General features: G+C 60.2%; 24 protein-coding genes. 15 read left to right on the top strand and 9 right to left on the bottom strand.

What is annotated here, in order from left to right; genetic code table 11:
* Window positions 1-29: 29 nt before the first annotated feature.
* The 3 genes from R8871_RS27750 to R8871_RS27740 all read left to right on the top strand — a co-directional run bounded on the left by R8871_RS27750 (window position 30) and on the right by R8871_RS27740 (window position 3,808).
* Complete coding sequence (locus R8871_RS27750) at window positions 30-923, top strand: LysR family transcriptional regulator (RefSeq protein WP_175053336.1); 894 nt, start codon at window positions 30-32, stop codon at window positions 921-923.
* Window positions 924-1,118: 195 nt separating this feature from the next.
* Window positions 1,119-2,495 carry a sensor domain-containing diguanylate cyclase gene (locus R8871_RS27745; RefSeq protein WP_175053335.1) on the top strand — a complete coding sequence of 459 codons (1,377 nt, stop codon included), beginning with the start codon at window positions 1,119-1,121 and terminating at the stop codon, window positions 2,493-2,495.
* Window positions 2,496-2,635: 140 nt separating this feature from the next.
* Window positions 2,636-3,808 (top strand): patatin-like phospholipase family protein, encoded by a 1,173-nt coding sequence (locus R8871_RS27740; RefSeq protein WP_175053334.1) that lies wholly within the window; start codon window positions 2,636-2,638, stop codon window positions 3,806-3,808.
* A 45-nt stretch (window positions 3,809-3,853) separates the two neighbouring features.
* On the opposite strand, the gene R8871_RS27735 is transcribed toward R8871_RS27740, so the two are convergent.
* The 5 genes from R8871_RS27735 to R8871_RS27715 all read right to left on the bottom strand — a co-directional run bounded on the left by R8871_RS27735 (window position 3,854) and on the right by R8871_RS27715 (window position 7,230).
* On the bottom strand, window positions 3,854-4,564 hold the full coding sequence (locus R8871_RS27735) for a lysophospholipid acyltransferase family protein (protein ID WP_054039977.1): 711 nt from the start codon (window positions 4,562-4,564) through the stop codon (window positions 3,854-3,856).
* 198 nt (window positions 4,565-4,762) lie between these two features.
* The gene (locus R8871_RS27730; protein WP_175053333.1) at window positions 4,763-5,101 is read right to left on the bottom strand and encodes a hypothetical protein; all 339 of its coding nucleotides are present in this window, start codon (window positions 5,099-5,101) and stop codon (window positions 4,763-4,765) included.
* A 114-nt stretch (window positions 5,102-5,215) separates the two neighbouring features.
* The gene (locus R8871_RS27725; RefSeq protein WP_175053332.1) at window positions 5,216-5,500 is read right to left on the bottom strand and encodes a hypothetical protein; all 285 of its coding nucleotides are present in this window, start codon (window positions 5,498-5,500) and stop codon (window positions 5,216-5,218) included.
* A gap of 146 nt (window positions 5,501-5,646) precedes the next feature.
* Window positions 5,647-6,669: a tryptophan--tRNA ligase gene (gene trpS / locus R8871_RS27720; protein WP_175053331.1), complete on the bottom strand. Its 1,023-nt coding sequence runs from the start codon at window positions 6,667-6,669 to the stop codon at window positions 5,647-5,649.
* 189 nt (window positions 6,670-6,858) lie between these two features.
* Entirely contained in the window at window positions 6,859-7,230 is a 372-nt protein-coding gene (locus tag R8871_RS27715; RefSeq protein WP_175053330.1) for a lysozyme inhibitor LprI family protein, read from the bottom strand.
* Window positions 7,231-7,463: 233 nt separating this feature from the next.
* On the opposite strand from R8871_RS27715, the gene R8871_RS27710 reads away from it, so the two are divergent.
* The 3 genes from R8871_RS27710 to R8871_RS27700 are packed head-to-tail and all read left to right on the top strand — an operon-like array spanning window position 7,464 to window position 8,340.
* Complete coding sequence (locus tag R8871_RS27710) at window positions 7,464-7,778, top strand: hypothetical protein (protein WP_175053329.1); 315 nt, start codon at window positions 7,464-7,466, stop codon at window positions 7,776-7,778.
* Window positions 7,775-8,122: a hypothetical protein gene (locus R8871_RS27705; RefSeq protein WP_175053328.1), complete on the top strand. Its 348-nt coding sequence runs from the start codon at window positions 7,775-7,777 to the stop codon at window positions 8,120-8,122. The genes R8871_RS27710 and R8871_RS27705 overlap by 4 nt, the downstream gene beginning before the upstream one ends.
* A complete protein-coding gene (locus R8871_RS27700) occupies window positions 8,122-8,340 on the top strand; it encodes a hypothetical protein (RefSeq protein WP_175053327.1) in 219 nt (72 codons plus the stop codon). Before R8871_RS27705 ends, R8871_RS27700 begins: the two co-directional genes overlap by 1 nt.
* A gap of 54 nt (window positions 8,341-8,394) precedes the next feature.
* Here the strand turns inward: R8871_RS27700 and R8871_RS27695 are convergent, their stop codons facing one another.
* The 3 genes from R8871_RS27695 to R8871_RS27685 all read right to left on the bottom strand — a co-directional run bounded on the left by R8871_RS27695 (window position 8,395) and on the right by R8871_RS27685 (window position 10,532).
* Window positions 8,395-9,717 (bottom strand): TIGR00366 family protein, encoded by a 1,323-nt coding sequence (locus R8871_RS27695; protein ID WP_175053326.1) that lies wholly within the window; start codon window positions 9,715-9,717, stop codon window positions 8,395-8,397.
* A 162-nt stretch (window positions 9,718-9,879) separates the two neighbouring features.
* The gene (locus tag R8871_RS27690; protein WP_246287805.1) at window positions 9,880-10,023 is read right to left on the bottom strand and encodes a DUF2934 domain-containing protein; all 144 of its coding nucleotides are present in this window, start codon (window positions 10,021-10,023) and stop codon (window positions 9,880-9,882) included.
* A gap of 149 nt (window positions 10,024-10,172) precedes the next feature.
* Window positions 10,173-10,532 (bottom strand): superinfection immunity protein, encoded by a 360-nt coding sequence (locus tag R8871_RS27685; RefSeq protein WP_175053324.1) that lies wholly within the window; start codon window positions 10,530-10,532, stop codon window positions 10,173-10,175.
* Window positions 10,533-10,763: 231 nt separating this feature from the next.
* Here R8871_RS27685 and R8871_RS27680 point away from each other — a divergent pair, with 231 nt between their 5' ends.
* Complete coding sequence (locus tag R8871_RS27680; RefSeq protein WP_175053323.1) at window positions 10,764-11,648, top strand: SDR family oxidoreductase; 885 nt, start codon at window positions 10,764-10,766, stop codon at window positions 11,646-11,648.
* Window positions 11,649-11,749: 101 nt separating this feature from the next.
* Window positions 11,750-12,448 (top strand): SDR family NAD(P)-dependent oxidoreductase, encoded by a 699-nt coding sequence (locus R8871_RS27675; protein WP_217468918.1) that lies wholly within the window; start codon window positions 11,750-11,752, stop codon window positions 12,446-12,448.
* A gap of 212 nt (window positions 12,449-12,660) precedes the next feature.
* Here the strand turns inward: R8871_RS27675 and R8871_RS38535 are convergent, their stop codons facing one another.
* Window positions 12,661-12,894 (bottom strand): hypothetical protein, encoded by a 234-nt coding sequence (locus R8871_RS38535; RefSeq protein WP_246287779.1) that lies wholly within the window; start codon window positions 12,892-12,894, stop codon window positions 12,661-12,663.
* Window positions 12,895-13,498: 604 nt separating this feature from the next.
* On the opposite strand from R8871_RS38535, the gene R8871_RS27670 reads away from it, so the two are divergent.
* From R8871_RS27670 to R8871_RS27640, 7 genes are all read left to right on the top strand, one after another.
* Window positions 13,499-14,053, top strand: coding sequence for a fasciclin domain-containing protein (locus tag R8871_RS27670; RefSeq protein ID WP_175053322.1), 555 nt, complete (start codon window positions 13,499-13,501; stop codon window positions 14,051-14,053).
* A 224-nt stretch (window positions 14,054-14,277) separates the two neighbouring features.
* Complete coding sequence (locus tag R8871_RS27665; protein ID WP_175053321.1) at window positions 14,278-14,565, top strand: hypothetical protein; 288 nt, start codon at window positions 14,278-14,280, stop codon at window positions 14,563-14,565.
* Between the two features lie 408 nt (window positions 14,566-14,973).
* Entirely contained in the window at window positions 14,974-15,303 is a 330-nt protein-coding gene (locus tag R8871_RS27660) for a hypothetical protein (protein ID WP_175053320.1), read from the top strand.
* 106 nt (window positions 15,304-15,409) lie between these two features.
* On the top strand, window positions 15,410-15,691 hold the full coding sequence (locus tag R8871_RS27655; protein WP_175053319.1) for a hypothetical protein: 282 nt from the start codon (window positions 15,410-15,412) through the stop codon (window positions 15,689-15,691).
* Between the two features lie 566 nt (window positions 15,692-16,257).
* A complete protein-coding gene (locus R8871_RS27650) occupies window positions 16,258-17,094 on the top strand; it encodes an IclR family transcriptional regulator (RefSeq protein ID WP_175053318.1) in 837 nt (278 codons plus the stop codon).
* A 368-nt stretch (window positions 17,095-17,462) separates the two neighbouring features.
* Window positions 17,463-18,881 carry an MdtA/MuxA family multidrug efflux RND transporter periplasmic adaptor subunit gene (locus R8871_RS27645; protein ID WP_175053317.1) on the top strand — a complete coding sequence of 473 codons (1,419 nt, stop codon included), beginning with the start codon at window positions 17,463-17,465 and terminating at the stop codon, window positions 18,879-18,881.
* Window positions 18,882-18,899: 18 nt separating this feature from the next.
* On the top strand, window positions 18,900-22,022 hold the full coding sequence (locus R8871_RS27640) for an MdtB/MuxB family multidrug efflux RND transporter permease subunit (protein WP_175053316.1): 3,123 nt from the start codon (window positions 18,900-18,902) through the stop codon (window positions 22,020-22,022).

The raw sequence follows: 22,022 nt of genomic DNA, 5'->3' as shown, positions 1-22,022 counted from the left end.
ATCCGATGCTTCGACAACGGGCTCGATTCATGGATCAACTGCTCGCCATGCGGGTCTTCCGCAGCATCGTGGATGCCAAAGGGTTTTCCGCTGCGGCCGAACGGCTCGGCACTTCTCATTCGACCGTATCACGCCAACTGAAACAGCTCGAAGCCACGCTCGGTGTCCAGTTGATCAACCGTAACACGCGGCAATTTGCGCTCACCGCTGCGGGCGAGCGTTACTTCGCGGCCAGCGTCGACATTCTGGAGCGTGTCGATGCGGCAACCGAGGCGATGGCCGGTGAGCATCAAACGGTGGCCGGCCGGTTGCGCGTCAGCGTGCCGCTTGCCATTGGCACGCTTGAACTGGCGGATTGGCTTCCGGCGTTCCAGAAACATTACCCTGACCTCCAACTCGAGCTGTCTTGCAGCGATCAGTTTGTCGATCTCGTGGCCGAGGGTTTCGATGTTGCGCTGCGGATCAGCGGGCCATTGGCCGACACCAGCCTGGTTGCCCGGACGCTGGCGGTATCGGACATCGTCCTCGTCGCGTCACCCGCCTATGTGGCACAACACGGGTTGCCGCGCACACCCCAGCAACTCGCCAAACACGAGTTGTTGACCTTTTCCGGCACCCATGCCGCGGACCACTGGGTGTTGACCTCCGGGCGAGGCGCACCGGCTCACGTTGAACTGAACGGCCGCCTGACTTTCGACGCGATCACCGCGCTTTACTCCGCTGCGCTCGCCGGTGCGGGCATCGCCGCTTTCACGCGACATACCGTTCAGACCGATCTGGCTCGCGGCCACCTCGTCCACCTCCTGCCCGGCTACTCTCTCGGCGCGCGCCACTACTACGCGCTCTACCCGCAAACGCGGTATGTCGCGCCCAAGGTGCGAGCTTTCGTCGACCATATGGCCGAGCACTATCGCAAACGCTGACAACTCGATTATCGGGGCCGATCTGTAGGACAATAGGTTGCGACCGGCTGCGACGCTCCATCACGTCTTGCTGGTAAAGCATCAACGTGGTCCATGGAAGGCTCCGCGATATTATCGTCAGGCACGGCATATGCGTCGTGCCTTTGGCGACACGAATGCACTGAGACGACCAGAACACCAACCAGACAGGTCAGAATGGACAGCTTGCTTATAGGGCCCGCAACACGCAAACAGGCCGTTTTTGCAGGTACATGTGCGTTGCTCGTTCTGCTCACATTCGCGATTGCCGGTCAGCGTGCGCACCAGCCGTTGCCGGCAATCACGCCTTTCATGCCGATGTGTGCGCTGACGGTGTTCACCACGTCGGGAATCGCCGCGTTTCTTCTCGGCGCCCGCTTCAGCGTGACGCAACAACCCATGCTCGGCGCACTGGGCGGTGCATACGCATTCACGGCGATTACCGTCGCATTGCAACTGCTGATGTTCCCTGGCGTTTTCACGCGCACCGGCCTGTTCGGCGCCGGGCCTCAGAGCGCGGCGTGGATGTGGGTCTTCTGGCATGCAGGATTTCCGCTGCTCGTTATTCTGGCGGCACTCATACGCGACCGCCTCCCGAGCAAGCCGATCGGGCTGCCTCGCATCGATGTCTGGACCTGGGCGTTAATCGGTGTTCCCACTGCGCTTGCCGCAGCGCTTGGTGTCTTCGCCATTCATGCGAACCTGTCCGCGCCTTTTCATGCGGCTTCCGAGACAAACGCCGTTTCAGGCGGCCGCATCGGACTCGTCATCTGCTCGCTTGACGCGCTCGCGATCGCCGTGGTTCTGCTCAAAGGGCGCCTGCGGACCGTGCTCGATCTATGGGTCACGATTGCCCTGCTCGCCTCGCTTGCGGACGCCAGCCTGAATCTGTTGAGCATGGTTCAGTTCACCCTTGGCTGGTATGTCGCCCGGGTTTTCAGCATGCTGGCGCCCGGCGTGCTGGTATGTTTGCTGGTCTGGGAAGTGACCGCGCTCTACCGCGAATTGTCCGAGGCGCACGCTTCACTTTTGCATACGTCCACACGCGACGCCCTGACACGCGTCTATAACCGTAGCTATTTTGACGACCAGTTTCGCAGGGAATTCGACCGTGCCACGCGCAACGGTCAGCCGCTTTCGCTCGTCATGATCGATGTCGACAATTTCAAGGATTACAACGACGCCTTCGGCCATCTTCGCGGCGACGCCTGCCTGAGCGAGATTGCGAAAGCGCTCGCAGGAACAGCACGCCGGCCGGGCGATTTCGTCGCCCGTTACGGTGGCGAAGAGTTCGCCGTGGTGTTACCCAACACGGGATCGGACGAAGCATCGGTCATTGCCGAGCAGGCCCGGCTCGCCATCGTGCAGTTGGGCCTGACGGCGCCAATTCCTGGCGGCCAGGTCACCATCAGCGCCGGGTGCGCGACGAACGGGCAGAACACGTTGAGCACACTGAGCACGCCCAACGCACTCGTTCAGACGGCGGACGCGGCGCTCTACGACGCGAAACGTGCAGGACGCAATCGGGTCCAGTCCTTCACGCCCCGACAGTAAAGCTAGATGCCTTTCATGCAGCAGAGTCCTGAAACCCCCGCAAGCTCCCCGCAGCAGTAACAAGGGAAAACCGCAGCGTCAGGTCAACCCCACCCGTGGCAAAATCACCGGCACCGCGGCATTGGTCCGGGAGACCTGCAATGGGCAACAAGACGCACGGCAAACGCAACGCTAACGCGGCAGGCCAGTCTGAGGCCGCTCCGGACATTCCCGGACAGGTTGTTCTCGTGTTTCAGGGAGGCGGCGCCCTCGGCGCGTACCAGGCCGGTGTCTATCAGGCGATGCATGACCGCAAGGTCAAACCCGACTGGGTAATCGGCACGTCGATCGGTGCGATAAACGGCGCGATCATCGCAGGCAATCTGCCCGAGAACCGCATTGCGCGATTAACCCAGTTCTGGAACGGCGTGGCGCGCCGTGGCATCGATGCGGCAAGCTGGCTGTTTCCCGGGCTCACCAACTGGTCGCGCGATCTCGCGATCGTCACGCAAGGCGTGCCGTCGTTCTTCACTCCCCAACCCGGGTCATGGGCGAATATTCAGGCGCGCGTTGGACCGGAACGGGCGGCGTTCTATTCGACCGAGCCTCTGCGTGAAACCCTGGCTTCACTGATCGATTTCGATTACCTGAATCAGAAAGCGACGCGGCTGACGGTGGGCACGGTCAATGTTTGCAGCGGACGTATGCGGTATTTCACTAATCGCGACGCGCCAATGGACGTCGAGCATGTGATGGCATCCGCCGCTTTTCCACCCGGATTCCCTTCCGTACGACTGGAAGGCGAATCGTACTGGGACGGCGGCATCTATTCGAACACGCCGCTTGAAGCCGTGCTCGACGATCGGCCACGCTGCAGCTCGGTGATTTTTTCGGTGCAGTTGTGGCCGTCAAGCGGTCCGGAGCCTGAGTCCATCCTGCAGGTCATGAGCCGGCAGCGCGACATTCAGTATTCGAGTCGCGCGGAAAGCCATCTCGATCGACAGAAGCAGATTCACCGGCTGCGGCACGTGATTCGCGAACTCAGTCAGCACGTGCCTGAAGAGAAACGCGATACACCGGAAGTTCAGGCGCTCCTCGGCTGGGGCTGCGGCACGACAATGCAGGTATTGGAACTCGACGCGCCAGCATTCGATAACGACGATTTGAACAGGGATATCGATTTTTCGTCGAGCGGCATCGAGCGACGCTGGGCCGTGGGTTATGAAGACACGATCCGCTTGCTGGAGCGTGCACCCTGGCGCGAAACACTGGATCCTATGGAGGGGATCTCGGTGTTTCGGATGGGGTCTGGGGATGGGGCCAAAGATAAGTAAAGAAGCACGACACAACGAACCTGCAGTCAGTCAGACGGAACGGTATCAAAGCCGCAGCAGTTCGTCTTTCATCCACTCGTGGACGGCTCGCCCCAGTTCCTGCTGCGACAGATCGCGAGGAGAGAATGCCGGGCCGACAACCACACGAATTTGTCCACGGCCGCTGGGCCAGCCTTTCGCCGGCCAGACTTTGCCCGCGTTGAGAACCACCGGAACAGCAGGCACGCCAGTCGCGCAAGCCAGGCGAACGCCTCCCGATGTCATTCTCAACGGGGCATCGTGCGGCACCCGCGTGCCCTCCGGGAAAATGACGATGACATCCCCCTTCGCCAGCTTCTCCGCACTTTCCTGCGTCACCGCCTGATGAGCCTGCCGGGCGGAGCCGCGGTTCAGGCTGACCATGTCAAGACCACGCAGCACCCAGCCAAAAAACGGAATGCGAAGAAGTTCTTCCTTGAAAACAAAACTGATGCGCCGTGGAAAGAGCGCGAGAAATGCGAGCGTCTCCCAGGTCGATTCGTGACGGCACAGCAATATCGCCGGTCCTTCAGGAAGATGTTCAAGCCCTTCTATCGAACATGAGACGCCCGGCAGCCAGCGCATCACCGCCACCAGTGCACGACACCATTGTTTTGCCAGCCAGTATCGTCCAGCCCTGCCGACGAAAGGGAACAGGAGCAGGATGACCATTGAATACAGTGTCCCGCTACCGAGAACGTAGACAATGAATAGCCATTTAGTAAAAGTAGAACGCATCGAGGCCTGATTCAGATTGATTTGCGGCGGAACATTCACCGTTGACAGGTGAGACCATGCCGCGAGAGATGCGTTCGTATGCCGCCCACCTCCAGAAGACAATGGAGTGGTTCGGCACCGGGCTTCTGGAGACGAAAACGGACGCGTTGGCAGAACCGGCGCGCGACGCCGCAACGGCAGGAAAAGATGTTCACAAGCCTACGCTGGCGCAAATATCACTGCTCCAACGTCTGCGATGTGAGTGAAGCTTCGAACGAACCGGTATGTCTGGTCGCCGACCGTCATCCGGTTCAAGCCGGCGTGAGTCAGTTCGAGAATCTCGTCAGCCACACCCGCTGCGATCGTTCCGTGACCCGTCAACGGGTTGTCCTCGTCCCCCGGGTTGCCGATGTAGACAGCACAGACGTCTGTACCGTGGCGCATCATGACAAGGCATTTTCCCTCGTCGAGCGAGAGTTCGAGATATCCAGCCAGTGTCAGCAATGACCCGGGTGTTTGTCCCTGCGGCTCGTAAGCCAAACCAGAATCAGCAGGCATATTGCCGTCCCCCATCAAATGCGTCGGTCCAGAAAAGTAAGCTCGCCCCTGGCGGGACGATGACTCCACTATAGACGCCTATGTTGGAATGCGGGACATATTGGAATGCCCTGCTCAGGACCGCAATATCCCTTTCAGGCGTCCCAGCTCGGCAGGTCTCGTGTATGACCGATACAGTTCGCCAACGGTGCCGAATGCCAGCGCCGGTTTGAGCGTCGCGCCGGGAAGCGCGTCCGCAATCCAGTCAAAAGCATTCATTTCACGTTGAGCCGCGTGCACTGCGGCAGTGAGCACAGTGAGGGCCCGCTCTGCGGAGTGCCCACCAAGGTCGACGAAGCAGCTCTCAAACGGATGCTTTGTTGCATTCTCGACGTACAACGTTGATTTTCGAACGGTCAAATCAATCTCCTTCGAGGATTGCCCGTCCTGTATATCAACTGATTGTGACAATACATCACGTTGCCCGCCAAAGCTGCGACTGGGCTGGCGCGACCGCGCGACGCCCGGCCTGCGCCGGGTTTGCAGCCGCGCGGCTTGCCGATCTTTTACTGTGAGTTCTGGAAGTAATTCAAACCAAGCGCACCCTTCACCTCCGACACCGTCGCACCCGCCACTTCCCGAGCGCGCAGGGTCCCGCGACGCAGAACGTTCAGCACTTCCGCGCGGTCGGTCGCCAACGCCTGGCGGCGTTCCCGGATGGGTGCGAGCATCGCCTGCAGCCGATCGTTGAGCGCGCGTTTGACCACGCTGTCGCCCAGACCGCCACGGCGGTAATGTGCTTTGAGTTCGTCGACCATCGGCACGTCCGGTTCGAACGCATCCAGAAACGCGAACACGACGTTGCCTTCAACCTGGCCCGGGTCGCTGACGCGCAGGTGGTTAGGGTCGGTGTACATGTTGTTCACGGCCTTGGTGATTTCGTCCGGGCTCGCGCCAAGCGTAATAGCGTTGCCTAGCGACTTGCTCATTTTGGTCTTTCCATCGATGCCCGGCAGCCGCGCAACGTGCGAGAGCACCGCTTCGCATTCGACCAGCACCTGCCTGTCGACCGTGCTGTTGAAACGGCGCACCAGTTCGTTGGTTTGTTCGATCATCGGCAACTGATCGTCACCAACAGGCACGCGCGTCGCCTTGAACGCAGTGATGTCGGCGGCCTGACTGACCGGATACGTCAGGAAGCCGGCGGGGATATCCCGCTCGAACCCGCGGAGCACGATTTCCGCCTTGATGGTCGGGTTGCGTTCGAGGCGCGCAACGGTCACGAGATTGAGCAGATACTGCGTCAGTTCCGCGAGCTCCGGCACCTGCGACTGGATGACGATAGTTGATTTGGCTGGGTCGATACCGACAGCCAGATAGTCCAGCGCGACTTCGATGACGTTATCGGTCACCTTCTGGTGGCGGCCGACATTGTCTGTCATCGCCTGCGCATCGGCGAGAAGCAAAAACTGCTGCGCTTCGTTTTGGAGCTGCACGCGGGTGCGCAGCGAGCCGATGTAGTGACCGAGGTGCAAGGGACCGGTTGTGCGGTCGCCGGTGAGGATAACGGGTTGTTTCGCCTGCGGCATGGTGAGCTCAGTGTTTGGGGACACCACCAGTCATGCGCGCAAAAACAAAAATGCCGCCAGGACTGGCGGCATCACGTTGTAGATGTACGTGTGAAAACGGGCCGCCTGGGTCAGGCGTGCCACCAACAATACAGATTCAGCGAGGTCGGATTCGTTTCCATCAGGTGAGTATAACGCAGCACGCTGCTTCTAGAATGGCCCACGGCTAGCCAGGCGGGCGTACTCGTCCTTTAGCGTCTGGATTCGCTGCCGATATGCGCCAAGCAGGCAAACCTGGTTCGCGCCGCATTTCTTCCTCGCGCTCAACCACGACTGTTGCTCGTCCCCCATGTCGCCGCGCGTACCCATGGCAACAAGACCCGTCAGCATCTGGTAGCGCACCGACATCTCGACGTCCAGTTCGCTCAATTGCCGGGATGCGCATATCGCCTTTTCGTCCGGCAGACGCGCGCGATTGCAGTCGAAGCTCGCCGCTGAAGCGGGTAGCGAGCCGACAGCGATAGCAACCAGCAGCGCGAGGCGCAAGTGATGGCTAATACGGTGATTGCTTTGTTTATTCATCGTCGTTCGTGAGATGACTGAACACATTGCTCAGTTCGGTTGCTTGACCTCAAACTCGCGAGCCAATCCCGGCCTTTCAGCCCGCTCCGGCAGCACATGGGAAGGTAACCCAATTTGCGCAGGTGCCACAGAGCAGTAACGATGGACACGCCGCACGAAAAACCTGTATATTTATACAGTATTGCAGGCGCAGTTTCACAGCAACGAACTGGCACTTTTAATCGGGATAGCCCATGGATGCACACGTACGCAGGTCCAGCCATCCCATGCCTGAGATGGCCGTCTTCATCGCTGAATTGCGCTCAGCCTTTGGCGACAAGGCGATTGACGATGCAGTCAGCCGCGGACAATCTGGGGAGCCGGCCTTCTATGCCTGCGAAAACGGCAATGCAGTGGGCACAGCAAGTCCAGTGAACGACAATGTCTGGCGCGTCGACGCTGACATACGGAACCGGCATTATTGTCCCGGCTGCGATGGCGGCTGCGTCGGGCAAGGGGTGGGTTGCAAAGAATGGCTGCATCGGAAAGCAGGCAAGGAGAAAGCGTGAAACGTATTGGATTAGCCGTACTGTTGGCGACGCTCACGCCAGCCGTGTACGCGGCTGGCTACACTGAAGTCTGGAATCCGCCGGAGGCCCGTGCAACCGCTCCCCACAGGGTCGGCGCTGCACACAAGCTCGCGGTTCATCGGCCTGTAGTTGCTCACGCGGTGAATGTGCATGCGCGGCGCACGCCGACATCAGCACCCAGGCTCCTCGCGAAGCAAAGCCACGCGCAGAAGATCGCGCCGACAGACGAGCCCGATATGTCGGCGATTCCGCGCCAGTTCACGCCCGAGGGAAACGTGCTTCGGGTCGATTCTCGTGGCATGTCGGCTGAGGTCACCCGCTGATGGAATTGGCGAGCTACAACGGCTATAGCGTGTGGGGGCACGCCATCCTGCAGCAGGAAGGTGTTCTCCAGCCGGAGCGGTACGCAGCAAGCGGCACGATCACGCGAAACAACAAGCTCGTTGAAGCATCCGGCGTCCTTGGCTATTTCGATACCGAAGAGCAAGCCCAGCACGCTGGACTTGACTGGGCCCGAGCGTGGGTCGATAGCCACGGTTAGACGTAGGGCGTGGCGGTCGCCCTCACGTCGGGACGGACCGCCGTTTCCTGGAAGTTAGAACAGGTACATGCCGGCCACAAAAATGACGCCCGAGAACAGAAGCGCCGTGACGCAGTAGCCCATGATGTCGCGCACGCCCAACCCTGCAATAGCAAGCGCCGGAAGCGCCCAGAACGGTTGCGCCATATTTGTCCAGGCCTCACCGTAAGCAATCGCCATCGCAGATTTGCCGAGATCCGCGCCGAGCGCTTGCGCGGCCGGCATAACAAACGGGCCCTGCACAACCCAATGACCGCCACCGGATGGCACGGCAAAGTTGATCAGTGCCGAGCTGAGGAACGCGAGCAGCGGGAACGTGTGGACGTTGGCGATATCGACAAACCACTTCGTAATGACACCCGCCAGGCCCGAGTGGTCCATCAACGCCTGGATACCGGCATAAAACGGAAACTGAATCATGATGCCGGACGCGCCCTTCGCTGCCGCCGCTACCGCACGCGCATACGCCATAGGGGTCTTGTGAAGAACGATGCCCGCTGCGAGGAACACCAGGTTGACGGTGTCGATATCCAGCACGAACCCTTTGTTGATGAACCGGATGACGAGGAACACGGCGCAGAGTGCTGCGACGAGGATCGCCAATACACGGCTTTCTTCCATTCGCTCAGCTAACGTCGCGTCGGGAGCAAGCTTGCGCTCTACACTCGGCGGGTCTTGCAATAGAGCCGGGTCTACCGTGACCACGTCTTGGGGTTTCGGCATCATGAGCCTTGCCAGAATGGGCAAAAGAATAATGAGGCCGATGGTGATAAACGCGTTGTAGCCCGTAAAGATGGTGTGCGAAACCGGAATCAGACCGACGGTCTTCTCCATCGGATTGCCCTTGGTGGCGGCGACGAGCGGCACAGAGCCAGACAAGCCACCATGCCAGGTCAGAAAACCCATGTAAGCACTCGCCACGAGCAGCCGATAGTCGGTTCCCTTGACGCGTCGTGCAACCTCGCGTGCAAGCATCGCGCCCAGAACGAGACCGAATCCCCAATTGATGGCGCAGGCAACGGCGCCCACAAACGCCACCAGCATCACACCTTGACCTGGCGTGCGGGCAGAGCTCGCTAGCGCGACAAGCACTCGCTTGACGGGTGCCGAGCTAGCCAGCGCATGACCCGTTACAAGAATCATCGCCATCTGCATCGAGAATGCGAGCAGGTTCCAGAATCCGGAGCCCCACAGCATCACGAGGTCGGCAGGCGCCTTCGGCGTCAAACCAAGCGCGAGTGCGAAGGTGACGCCGGTCAGCAAAATCGCGAAAATCAGGGGATCGGGCAACACCCGATGCACCACCTGAGTGAAAAAAGCGGAGATACGCTGAATCAATTGTCTACTCCTCGTCACCTTTATAGATGCTAGATACGGCCAACTGTCCTTGTTGTTGGCCGTAAAACCGCATGGACCTTAAGTCGCGCGCGCCGATTTTTGCACACAACGAAAAATCCTGCGTCGAGGAACGCAATTGCCAAGTCACACCAAACTAACGTCTCAATCCGATTCTGCGAGTGCGCGATCTGCGCCTAGCTGTTGGCGTGCCTTTGCCCAATATTCCTGGGAACGTCCCTCGGGACTCCCCTCTTTCTCCCACAGATAGAACGCAAGCGCACCAACTTGCTCTTCGGTAACAGGCATATCCATTTCAATCTCCAGAAAAATTACTTCAATTGGCTAGAGCGTTGACGCCCCGGTCGATCAACAAGCAAGTCTGAAAGCAAGGCGCAATAAAGCGTCCGTCTCCCGAGTGTCAGGACCGTCCATTCGCGCTCGGCCCACGGCACCGACTAACTTCTGTGCTGGTAACGGCTGCTTGCTGCGATGCGCGCCACTACCGGCACCAACCGCGGGTTGAACAACGGAATTGACCCAGCGCGGCCTTCAGCGCGAGCAACTATTGCATCGATAGTGACTCGTGCAACCGCGCGTTGTGCGCGCTTCGCGAAATGCTTCAGACGGCGATCGCTGACCGGATGCCGCGCCCATATTAGCGCCGCGAACCAGCCGATAACGGTCCATCCGAGCAGGATGTTCACCATGGTCACCGCAAAGGCGTCTTCGCGGTCTCTAGCGTCTGCAATCATTGCGGGCACCAGGTACAGCATCAGCGCACCCAGAAACACCGCACCTTCCATAAGCTTCATCATTTCTTCACCTCACTACAGTCTCGATAGCAGTTTAGATCTGACCTATCTTTTTTCTAGACCGATAGCGTGAAATCACAATTGCAAAATGCCAGACAATGGCTCGCTCCCGCCCTTCGCGGGTTCGCGGGAATCCCTATGCCGAAGGAGGTTTGCGGCGCGTAAGGTGCAGCGCCTCCCTACGCGCCAAAAACGGCGGAAGCGTATGCTGCTGTAAATCATCAGGAGACAACCATGAGCCTTGCTGGCAAGACACTATTCATGTCCGGTGGCAGTCGCGGCATCGGACTCGCGATCGCACTCAGAGCCGCACGCGACGGCGCGAATATCGTGATTTGCGCCAAAACTGCGGAGCCAGACCCGCGTCTCGAGGGCACGATTCATACGGCGGCTGCAGCTGTTGAAGCTGCCGGCGGCAAGGCACTCCCGCTCGTTGTGGATATTCGCGACGAAGAGCGCGTGAAAGCGGCCGTCGCCGAGGCCGTTGCTCTGTTCGGCGGCATCGACATCCTCGTGAACAATGCCAGCGCGATTCGACTGACTGGCACGCTGGATACACCCGTCAAACGATACGACCTGATGCACGGGGTCAACGGCAGAGGCACGTTCGTATGTGCGCAAGCGTGCCTGCCGCACCTCCTCAATGCGCCGAACCCGCACATCCTCACGCTGTCACCTCCGTTGGTCCAGGACGCGAAATGGTTTAGCGATTTTCCGGCATACACCATTGCCAAATACACGATGAGCCTGTTCACACTCGCGCTTGCCGGAGAGTTCAGAGACCGGGGTGTCGCCGTCAATTCGCTATGGCCTCGAACAGCCATCGCGACCGCTGCCGTGCAAAATGAAATTGGCGGCAAGGACATGATTGCAGCGTGTCGCACGCCTGAGATCGTCGCCGATGCGGCCCACTACATCCTGACGCGACCGTCCAAAGCGTGCACAGGAAACTTCTTCCTCGACGACGAAGTTCTGCTGGCCGCCGGTGTGCGCGACTTCGCACAGTACGACGTGCAGACCGGCGCAGCATTGCAAGCGGATTTCTTTGTTGAGGCGTTGCCGGGCATGTTGCCGGCAGACAATATGACGAAGCGTGGATCCCGCAACCCAGCCCGCTAAAAGGTCAGGGTGTACGAATACGAATGCAGTCACACACACGCTGGAATTGCTAACTTAGCTCCTACGTAGCAGTTCCAGTCCCTGCTGAATCTGGAGGAATTGTGAGTCGAACTGAGACCGCTTTGATTGTGGGCGCAGGAAAAGGATTGAGTGCTTCGCTCGCGCGACTGTTCGCGGCAGAGGGCATGCAGGTTGCACTTGCGGCTCGCGATACCAGCAAGCTGACGGAGCTCGTCGACGAGACGGGCGCTCTGCCCGTACGTTGCGACGCCAGTCAATCGGACGACGTCTCCGCACTTTTTAACCGCGTAGAGGACGCATTCGGTACGCCCGATCTCGTTGTGTACAACGCGAGTGGCCGCTACCGCGCGGCAGTCGAAGACATCGACCCGGAGAAGCTTGAAGATGCGCTGAAAGTGACCGCCATCGGTGGCTTTCTCGTAGCCCAGGCCGCTGCCATTCGAATGCAGGCGCGTGGCAGCGGCACCATCCTTCTGACTGGCGCTACGGCGAGTGTGAAAGGGCTACCAGGTTCAACGCCATTTGCGATGGGCAAATTCGCGTTGCGTGGGATGGCCCAATCCATGGCGCGAGAACTCGCGCCGAAAAATATCCATGTCGCGCATTTCGTGATCGACGGCGGCATTGCGAGCAGCCGTTCTCAAGCGGACGACGCCGGCCATGAGGACAAATGGTTGGACCCTGACGCCATCGCGAGGGAATACCTCCATATCCATCGCCAGCATCGTAGTGCGTGGACATGGGAGGTTGAACTGCGACCTTGGGTGGAGAAGTTTTAGCGCGTCCTGTCTTTCTACCGCAGTTCAGTAGCTCGTCACTTGCTGGCATGCTGTTGTTCATACAGAGGCAGACCCGGAACGGTTCCAGGTCTGCTCGCGCCTCGTTTGATTCAGCGATAAAGATGCGGTCTGCCGCCAGGCGCGACGGCGAAGAACCACGCTAACTGGTGACGTCTCTCCAGACCCGAGCCGGAACATTCCAATTGCAAGCGTTACTTTGCAGAGGCTGAGCTCGCAGCAGCAGCCTGACTTGCAGCCTTTGCCTTTTTGCCCGCCTCATGGTGCCCAATGGCACATCCAGCGGTCGCCCCCGCCACGCCGTGCTTGCCTGCAACGTGCCCCGCAACACCGCCAACCACGGCACCCTTCGCGCAGCCGGCGGCCTCTGCGTTGCCAACGGCGGCGATGCTCAAAGCGAAGAGGACACAGCCAATGAATTTCATCATAAGACACTCCCTGAAATGACGTTTCCATTCGCAGCGCGCAAAGAGCGTACCCGACGTAAGAACGAAAGCCAGGACCTTCGATCAGTCATGCTTTCTGAAAGGAAGCGAAGGTAGTATTCGGCGATTGCTTGTAGCGTGACTTGTACCGTCGGCAGACATGCCATTCCCATCAATGACCTTACATAGTCGAGCAACCAGGTACATCGCCAATGTCAGCGCGCTAGCGCGCTGACTCGTACGCCTACCAAATTTCGAGGGTTGAAAATGGATACCTACATCCTGTTAGGTTGTGGCTTTAGCGCGGCACTGCTGATTGCAATCTGGGGAATCTGGAATCTTCGGTAATCCGAAAGATGGGCTGCTGGCAGTGTCAGGCGAAAGCACGACATGCTCAACGCTCGATGCCGTAGCACTTCTGCGCCCGAAACTGACATGCGGTGCATTGCAATTGTCGGAGACCACAATCCCGCAGCCCGTCGTCCAACAGGGTCACATCAGGCCACACCGTCGCGACGCAGCTCATTTTTGAATCCAGGCGCAAGTATTCCCCGTATATGCAGTCAAGGCCACGCAATTACGCATGGCGACTCAGGGGGAGTACACCATGAAGTACAAGACTATGTTTGTCGCTGCCGCACTGTCGGCAGTTGTCTCAGGCGCCTTTGCCGCTAGCGACACGGTCATGGTCGGCGGCCAGGCCATGTACCCGAACAAAGACATTGTGGATAACGCGGTCAACTCGGCCGATCACACCACGCTCGTTGCCGCGGTCAAAGCCGCGGGTCTCGTCGATACGTTAAAAAGCCCCGGCCCGTTCACCGTGTTTGCGCCGACGAACGAAGCATTCGCAGCGCTTCCCGCGGGCACGGTCGACACGCTCGTCAAACCTGAGAACAAGGCGATGCTGACCAGCATCCTGACGTACCACGTCGTCCCAGGCCGATATGACTTCCGCAAGCTAGACCAGGCCATCAAGGCCGGTGGCGGCAAGGCGGAACTGAAAACAGTCAACGGAGAGACGCTGACGCTCACAGAGAACGGTCCGCACAATATCGTAGTAGCGGATGTCAATGGCCACACTGCTGACATATCGACCTACGACGTCATTCAGAGCAACGGCGTCATCATGGTTGTAGATAAGGTGCTGATGCCAAAGTAGCCGGGGCTGCGTGCACTGTCAGGAGCTTGAACCTGGTGCAGCGCTGTCATTTTCGGCGTCGAACCACGACTGAACCACATGCCTCACATCGGAGCGCAGCAAATAGCTGCTCTGTTCAGATGCGGGTAGCTGCTTGCGCGTCGCCGCTACGCAATCAGTCAGCCTTGAGCGGCCTATGAGACTTCGGCGCTGCAAACGCGTGCCGACATCACAGGAGAAATACCATGGAAAAGTTGACGATGAACGCGCTGTTCGCGCGCATAGCTGTTGCGTCGCTTTGCGCGTGCGCCGCAACGTTTGCGCAAGCCGGCGGGAATGGCAACGGCGGAAACGGCAGCGGCGGCGCTCACGGTGCCGCGACGGCAGGGATGACGTATCACGGCGAGCCCGTATCGAGCCCGTGGAACCGGGTTCCCGGAGACATGAGCAAGACTGCGGCCACCACGAGCGGCATGGACATGTCCGCTATGCACCCCGAAGACAGCAGCATGCCAACAAAGACTGTTCAATAAGACCGTTCAGGATTGCTGGCGGCGCATCTGCCTTATGTTCCTGCGCCGCCCGCTTTGCCTGCGATTTAATAGCGGTGATAGTAGCCGCCTGCAGGCACAACAATGCAGCCGCCCAACGCGCTACCAAGACATACGGCCATCAGCATCAGCACAAAAACTCTTTTCATACACGCCTCACTTGTCAGTTGTGAGCGAACTATATTGAGCCGGCAAATTACCGGTGTTTTTGTGTGTAACGAGACGTGTAGATTGAAACATCTCCCTGCGTTCGCACGATTTTCCGCAGCCCGGACGTCACGAAATATTCGGTTTCAGAACTCACAACTGCGCGGTCAGCATCGTGGTCGTCCGGAACGTTAAGCAGTTGAACGGCCAGAAACCGTCCCTTCAACTGAATCGGAGACGATCATGCACAACGCTGCCTACAAAATCGCTGCTGCCGCGGCACTCGCCCTGTCATTCGTGGGCACCGCATCGGCGCAAACAAACTGGGATGCCACGCACCCGCGCCGCGCCGAGGTCAACCATCGCCTCGCGAATCAGGACCGTCGCATTCACCAGGAAGTACGGGAGGGTGAGATGTCGCACGCCGAGGCGGCGAGACTGCATCGCGATGACCATCAGATTCGCCAGGAAGAGCGCGACATGGCGAGCCAGAACGGCAGCCACATTACCCGGCGCGAAGACTACGCGTTGAACCAGCAGGAAAACCACGTGAGCCGGCAAATCGGACAATAACGCCTATCGCTAACGCCGGCGACGGGCCCTATGTCGGGCCGGCGCTGGCGTGGGTGGTCTGCGTTCTATCTGACTTTGGTGGCCTTCAGACTTGCTGGAGGGCGACATGAAGAACACGAGTGGGCAATCCCTGCGTTGTCAGGTCGAAAAATGGCTCGCGCCGACGGTCGCGACGCCAGTTCGTGTGACCGCTTTCAGTCGCACCAGATTGACTGGCCGACGATACGTGTGCGTCGAAAGCGCGTCGCAATCGGGAACGCGCACGCTGTTCTTCTTCAAACATGATGACGGCAGTTGGTACGTGTTCCCGCAAGCTGCCAACAAGCGGAAGCCGGCAGCCGCGCAACCCGATTTCTCGCATTCGCTTCGAGTAGACGCGGCAGGGTGACGGCAATAGACCCATGATTGCTGCGACACAGCGGCAAAAATCCGAAAGCTGCAGACTCTGTTGCACCCGCAGGGGCATTTTATGAATGCCCCATACTTTGTTGCGCGCCCATAAGACGAAAAAAAAAGGCGTCACGTTTCCGTGACGCCTTAAAAAGTTCTAGCCATTCCGAGGGCCGTGCTAGAACCTGAGAGACGGTATTCGAAAGTTGGACGGACGCGCGATATTGAACGCCGGACTCGAGACAGACACTGCGTGGACAGCTACGGGAGACTGTTAGAGGTACTCGAACCAGACACTCCGCGGACCACGGTTGGTTCAGAATTTCAAAATGCAGAACCTGAAACCGTCTTTCGAAATGAGATTCCATTTTTTATGGTTATGCTGACTAAGTCAAGCAAAATCTAAAGAGGCCTCATTCGTCTCGGCAAAATATTCCGATACAATGAATCTTCTGAGGAAAAATGGAATTCATGCCCCATTTTGGGGCTTCTGCCGCATCTTTGCGGAACGGTTGCTAAAAGGCAAACGAACAGAATATTGAAATATAGTTCCAGAAAAACGATATGACTCGACCCACGTCCTCCCGAACTGCCGCAGGCTCAGCCAAAGAGAAAGACGGCTCGGGCGATGAAGTCACCGCGCTGGCGCGCGGTTTGACCGTGCTGCGCTCGATCGCCGCCGCCGATGCGCCGCTCAGCAACCGCGAGTTGACCGAGCTGACCGGCATCCCGAAGCCCACCGTCTCGCGCATTACCGCTACGCTCGTCGGCACGGGCTTCCTGTTCCGCTTGCCCGACAGCGAGCGATTCGTGCTGACTTCGTCGGTGCTGGAGTTGAGCAACGGCTTTTTGCGCAACTTCGACATCCGGGCCCGGGCGCGTCCCTTCCTCATCGAACTCGCCGAACGCACCGCATTATCCGTGCATCTGGCCGTACGCGACCGCCTCGACATGGTAGTGATCGACGCGATCCGGCCGCGCTCGGCGGTGCTCGTATCTCGCCTCGAAATCGGCTCGCGCATGAACCTCAGTCGCACGGCAGTCGGCCGCGCCTATCTGTCGGCGCTTGCCGAACCGGAGCGGGAAAAATTGCTGATCGGCCTGCAGGCCGCCGAAGGTGACGACTGGGGCCACGTCAGCAACCGCCTGACAAGCGCGCTACGGGAAACCGCGGAGCAAGGCTTCGCGATCGCCACGGGCGAATGGTACGACGGTCTGAACGCCATCGCATCGGGATTTATCGGCCCCTCGGGCGAGCGCTATGCAGTCAATTGCGGCGGCTCCGCGGATCAATGTCCGCGCGATTGGCTGATCTCGCGCGCGGCGCCGGCCTTGCTCGAATGCATCAGCAAGATCGTTCTCGAGATCGGCGGCACACCCGGGCGCCGCCTCGACAACTGAAACGCGCGGGCGCTCGCCGGCCATTACATTGTGTTGCCGCCCTCCGCTCGTACTGTAACCTTCGTAATCAAAAGAAAAATACGCGGGTGGACTGTTACAGAGCCCGCGACGTAGGATCACGCATTCCCGTCGCGGGCGCTTGCCCGGCTTGCCGCTATTGCCCTTCGATAACGTCCCGCCGACCTGTCATGATGGCGCAATGCGTTAACATCTTTGTCCCGCGCCTCGGGTAGCATCGCGCTGAACATTTGCGGCGCGTCCGCTGTCGAAACCGCCTGTCATGCCGCCTGCGTGCCGGTCCGCTGAACTCCTGAAGCGGTACAAGCGCACGAGCGGCTCACACCAAAGCCAGCCACCAGACCGAACCGATGGACGAACAACAAAAGCATTCGGAAACTTCACGCCCTGCCGCCCCGGCTTCTCAACCCGGTTCGCAACCGTCCAGCACCGGGAAGCCCATCGGCGGTCCGGGCAACTTACCGGTCTCAGCAAAAAGCCATCGCGGACGCAACATCGCGCTGATCGTTGCGGCGCTGGTCGTCCTCGGGATCGTGTTGTGGCGCTGGCATCCGTGGGGCGGGCCCGGCGGCGGCGCGAGCGGAGCTGCCGGTGCAAGCGGCGCGAGCGGTGGCCGCGCGGGCCGTGGCGGCGCGGGTGGCCTCGCCAACATGCCGCAGCCTGTTCACGTGGCGAGCGCCACACAAGGTGAGATGCCGGTCGTGCTGACCGCGCTCGGCACGGTCACGCCGCTCGCCAACGTCACCGTGCTGCCGCAATTGAGCGGCGTGCTGCAGGACGTGTATTTCAAGGAAGGTCAAATGGTCAAGAAGGGCGACGTGCTCGCCCAGATCGACCCACGCCCCTATCAGATCTCGCTGGAGAACGCGCAAGGCACACTCGCGCGCGACCAGGCGTTGCTGCAAACCGCCCGCCTCGACCTGAAGCGTTATCAGACACTGCTCTCGCAAGACTCGATCGCCAGCCAGCAGGTCGATACGCAGGCTTCGCTCGTGCGGCAGTATGAAGGCACGGTGAAGTCCGATCAGGCGAACATCGATACCTTCAAGCTCGACCTCGTCTATGCGCGCATCACGGCACCGGTGTCAGGGCGCGTCGGTTTGCGCCAGGTCGACCCGGGCAACTACGTGACGCCGAGCCTGACCAACGGCATCGTCGTGATTACGCAGTTGCAGCCGATCAGCGTGATCTTCACGACCTCTGAAGACAACCTGCAGCAGATCCTCCAGCAGACCCAAACGGGCGCGAAGCTCTCGGTCACCGCGTACGACCGCAGCAACACCACCTCGCTCGAAGGCGGCTCGCTCGAAACCCTGGATAACCAGATCGACACCACGACCGGCACGGTCAAACTGCGCGCGGTCTTCCAGAACGAGAAGAACGTGCTGTTCCCGAATCAGTTCGTGAATACGCGCCTGCTCGTGGACACGATCAAGGATGCCGTGATTGTGCCCACGCCGGCCGTGCTGAACGGCTCGATGGGTCAGTTCGTGTATGTCGTGAAGCCGGACAACACGGTGACGGTGCGTCCGGTCAAGATCGGTCCAGTGGACGGCGAACGCACCAGCATCAAATCCGGCCTGCAGGTCGGCGAGCGCGTCGTGATCGACGGTTCGGACCGGCTGAAGGAAGGCGCCAAAATCACGATTCCGGCCGACAGGCCGCGCGGAGCCTCGGGCGCACGAGGCGCGAGCGGCGCGGCGGCTGCCTCCGGCGCATCGGGTGCACACGCACATCACGGCAAACACGCGGCGCAAGCTTCGCAATAAAGGCACGGCAACTATCGCATGAATCCATCCCGCGCCTTTATTCTGCGCCCCGTCGGCACCGCGCTGCTGATGGCGGCGATCATGCTGGTCGGCCTCGTCGCGCTGCGCTTTCTGCCGCTCTCCGCGCTGCCCGAGGTCGACTATCCGACGATCCAGGTGCAGACCTTCTATCCGGGCGCGAGCCCGGACGTGATGACCTCGTCGGTCACCGCGCCGCTCGAACGCCAGTTCGGGCAGATGCCGTCGTTGAATCAGATGTCGTCGCAAAGCTCGGCCGGCTCCTCGATCATCACGCTGCAGTTCAGCCTCGATCTGCCGCTCGACATCGCCGAGCAGGAAGTCCAGGCGGCGATCAACGCCGCGGGCAACCTGCTGCCGTCCGACCTGCCCGCGCCGCCGATCTACGCGAAGGTCAACCCCGCCGACGCGCCGATCATCACGCTCGCGATCACCTCGAAGACGATGCCGCTCACGCAGGTGCAGGATCTGGCCGACACGCGTCTCGCGCAGAAGATCTCGCAGGTTGCGGGTGTGGGTCTGGTGAGCCTGTCCGGCGGCCAACGCCCGGCCGTGCGGATTCAGGCGAACCCGCGCGCGCTCGCCGCATACGGTCTGAATCTGGACGACTTGCGCACCACGATTTCGAACCTGAACGTCAACACGCCGAAGGGTAACTTCGACGGCCCGACGCGCAACTACACGATCAACGCGAACGATCAGCTGACCGACGCCGACGCGTACAAGAGCGCCGTGGTCGCATACAAAGGCGGCCGTCCGGTCATGCTGACGGACGTCGCCAACATCGTGCAGGGCGCGGAGAACACCAAGCTCGGCGCATGGGTCAACAACACGCCGGCGATCATCCTGAACGTGCAGCGCCAGCCGGGCGCGAACGTGATCCAGGTGGTCGACAGCATCAAGGCTCTGCTGCCGCAGTTGCAACAGTCGCTGCCCGCCGCGCTCGACGTGGAGATCGTCACCGACCGCACCACCACGATCCGTGCTTCCGTGCGCGACGTGCAGTTCGAATTGCTGATGTCGGTCGTGCTGGTGGTGCTGGTGATGTACCTGTTCCTCGCCAACGTCTACGCAACCATCATTCCGAGCCTGTCGGTGCCGCTTTCGCTGATCGGCACGCTCGCGGTGATGTATCTGTGCGGATTCTCGCTGGATAACCTGTCGCTGATGGCGTTGACCATCGCGACCGGCTTCGTGGTGGACGATGCAATCGTGATGATCGAGAACATCGCGCGCTATGTCGAAGAAGGCGAGTCGCCGCTGGAAGCCGCGCTAAAAGGCTCGAAACAGATCGGCTTCACGATTATTTCGCTGACGGTTTCGCTGATCGCCGTGCTGATTCCGCTGCTCTTCATGGGCGATGTGGTGGGACGCCTGTTCCACGAATTCGCGATCACGCTGGCCGTGACGATCGTGATTTCGGCGGTCGTCTCGCTCACGCTCGTGCCGATGATGTGCGCCAAACTCCTGCGCCACACGCCGCCGCATGAAAGCCATCGTTTCGAAGCGAAGGCCCACCAGTTCATCGACTGGGTGATCGCCCGCTATGCGGTCGCGCTTACCTGGGTGTTGAACCGGCAACGCGCCACGCTGTTCGTCGCGGTGCTCACGCTGGTGCTGACCGGCGTGCTATACGTGTTCATTCCGAAAGGCTTCTTCCCCGTGCAGGACACCGGCGTGATCCAGGCGATCACGCAGGCGCCGCAGTCGGTGTCGTATGCGTCGATGGCTGAGCGTCAGCAGGAACTCGCCGCGCAGATCCTGAAGAACCCGGACGTGGAAAGCCTCACCTCGTTCATCGGCGTGGACGGCAGCAACATCACGTTGAACAGCGGCCGCATGCTGATCAACCTGAAACCGCGCGACGACCGCAGCCACACCGCGAGCGACGTGATCCGCCAGTTGCAGCAGGACGTTGCGCATATTCCGGGCGCCTCGCTGTACATGCAGCCAGTGCAGGATCTGACGATCGATTCCACCGTCAGCCCGACGCAGTATCAGTTCATGCTGACCGACCCGAACATCAGCGAATTCACCACATGGGTGCCGAAGCTGGTGGAGCGGCTCAAGCAATCGCCGGAACTCGCGGACGTAGCCACCGACCTGCAGGACAACGGCCAGTCGGTCTACATCGAAATCGACCGCGCCACGGCGTCGCGTTACGGCATCACGCCGGCTACTGTAGATAGCGCGCTGTATGACGCGTTCGGCCAGCGCATCATCTCGACCATCTTCACGCAATCGAACCAGTACCGCGTGATTCTGGAAGCGCAGCCGCAGATGCAGCACTACACCGAGTCGCTGAAATCGATCTACCTGCCCTCTTCCACCTCGTCGGGCGGCCAGGTGCCGCTGTCGTCGATCGCGAAGTTCATCGAGAAACCCGCGCCGCTGCTCGTCACGCACTTGAGCCAGTTCCCGGCCACCACCGTTTCGTTCAACCTCGCGCCCGGCTCGTCGCTCGGCGCGGCAGTCAAAGCGATCGATCAGGCGGAGAAGGATATCGGGCTGCCGGCGTCGTTCCAGACGCGCTTCCAGGGCGCGGCGCTGGCGTTCCAGGCGTCGCTGTCGAACGAACTGTTCCTGATTCTGGCGGCAATCGTCACGATGTATATCGTGCTCGGCGTGTTGTACGAGAGCTTCATCCACCCGATCACGATTCTGTCGACGCTGCCGTCGGCCGGCGTCGGCGCGCTGCTCGCCCTGCTGATCACCGGGCACGATCTCGACATCATCGGCATCATCGGTATCGTGCTGCTGATCGGTATCGTGAAGAAGAACGCCATCATGATGATCGACTTCGCGCTCTACGCCGAGCGCGAGGAAGGCAAGCCGCCGCGCGAGGCCATCTATCAGGCGTGTCTGCTGCGCTTCCGCCCGATCCTGATGACGACGCTCGCCGCCCTCCTCGGCGCCCTGCCGCTGATGCTCGGCACCGGCGCCGGTTCGGAATTGCGCCGCCCGCTCGGTATCGCGATTGCCGGCGGTTTGATCGTCAGCCAGTTGCTCACGCTGTTCACCACGCCAGTGATCTATCTCGGCTTCGACTCACTCGCCCGCCGTGCGCGTGAGCGCTTCAATCGCGGCAAGCCTGTACCGCCCGCCACCGATGCAGGGACTTAA

Origin of the sequence: Paraburkholderia sediminicola (assembly GCF_902859805.1) — a bacterium.
Lineage (GTDB): Bacteria > Pseudomonadota > Gammaproteobacteria > Burkholderiales > Burkholderiaceae > Paraburkholderia > Paraburkholderia sediminicola.
Note: the sequence above shows the minus strand (reverse complement) of the source record. Positions and strands in the feature narration are given on the sequence as shown.

Coding starts and splice junctions, on each gene's coding strand:
- R8871_RS27750 (WP_175053336.1), top strand. CDS start 30: ATGGATCAACTGCTCGCCATGCGGGTCTTCCGCAGCATCGTGGATGCC.
- R8871_RS27745 (WP_175053335.1), top strand. CDS start 1,119: ATGGACAGCTTGCTTATAGGGCCCGCAACACGCAAACAGGCCGTTTTT.
- R8871_RS27740 (WP_175053334.1), top strand. CDS start 2,636: ATGGGCAACAAGACGCACGGCAAACGCAACGCTAACGCGGCAGGCCAG.
- R8871_RS27735 (WP_054039977.1), bottom strand. CDS start 4,564: ATGCGTTCTACTTTTACTAAATGGCTATTCATTGTCTACGTTCTCGGT.
- R8871_RS27730 (WP_175053333.1), bottom strand. CDS start 5,101: ATGCCTGCTGATTCTGGTTTGGCTTACGAGCCGCAGGGACAAACACCC.
- trpS (WP_175053331.1), bottom strand. CDS start 6,669: ATGCCGCAGGCGAAACAACCCGTTATCCTCACCGGCGACCGCACAACC.
- R8871_RS27715 (WP_175053330.1), bottom strand. CDS start 7,230: ATGAATAAACAAAGCAATCACCGTATTAGCCATCACTTGCGCCTCGCG.
- R8871_RS27710 (WP_175053329.1), top strand. CDS start 7,464: ATGGATGCACACGTACGCAGGTCCAGCCATCCCATGCCTGAGATGGCC.
- R8871_RS27700 (WP_175053327.1), top strand. CDS start 8,122: ATGGAATTGGCGAGCTACAACGGCTATAGCGTGTGGGGGCACGCCATC.
- R8871_RS27690 (WP_246287805.1), bottom strand. CDS start 10,023: ATGCCTGTTACCGAAGAGCAAGTTGGTGCGCTTGCGTTCTATCTGTGG.
- R8871_RS27685 (WP_175053324.1), bottom strand. CDS start 10,532: ATGATGAAGCTTATGGAAGGTGCGGTGTTTCTGGGTGCGCTGATGCTG.
- R8871_RS27680 (WP_175053323.1), top strand. CDS start 10,764: ATGAGCCTTGCTGGCAAGACACTATTCATGTCCGGTGGCAGTCGCGGC.
- R8871_RS38535 (WP_246287779.1), bottom strand. CDS start 12,894: ATGATGAAATTCATTGGCTGTGTCCTCTTCGCTTTGAGCATCGCCGCC.
- R8871_RS27670 (WP_175053322.1), top strand. CDS start 13,499: ATGAAGTACAAGACTATGTTTGTCGCTGCCGCACTGTCGGCAGTTGTC.
- R8871_RS27665 (WP_175053321.1), top strand. CDS start 14,278: ATGGAAAAGTTGACGATGAACGCGCTGTTCGCGCGCATAGCTGTTGCG.
- R8871_RS27660 (WP_175053320.1), top strand. CDS start 14,974: ATGCACAACGCTGCCTACAAAATCGCTGCTGCCGCGGCACTCGCCCTG.
- R8871_RS27655 (WP_175053319.1), top strand. CDS start 15,410: ATGAAGAACACGAGTGGGCAATCCCTGCGTTGTCAGGTCGAAAAATGG.
- R8871_RS27650 (WP_175053318.1), top strand. CDS start 16,258: ATGACTCGACCCACGTCCTCCCGAACTGCCGCAGGCTCAGCCAAAGAG.
- R8871_RS27645 (WP_175053317.1), top strand. CDS start 17,463: ATGGACGAACAACAAAAGCATTCGGAAACTTCACGCCCTGCCGCCCCG.
- R8871_RS27640 (WP_175053316.1), top strand. CDS start 18,900: ATGAATCCATCCCGCGCCTTTATTCTGCGCCCCGTCGGCACCGCGCTG.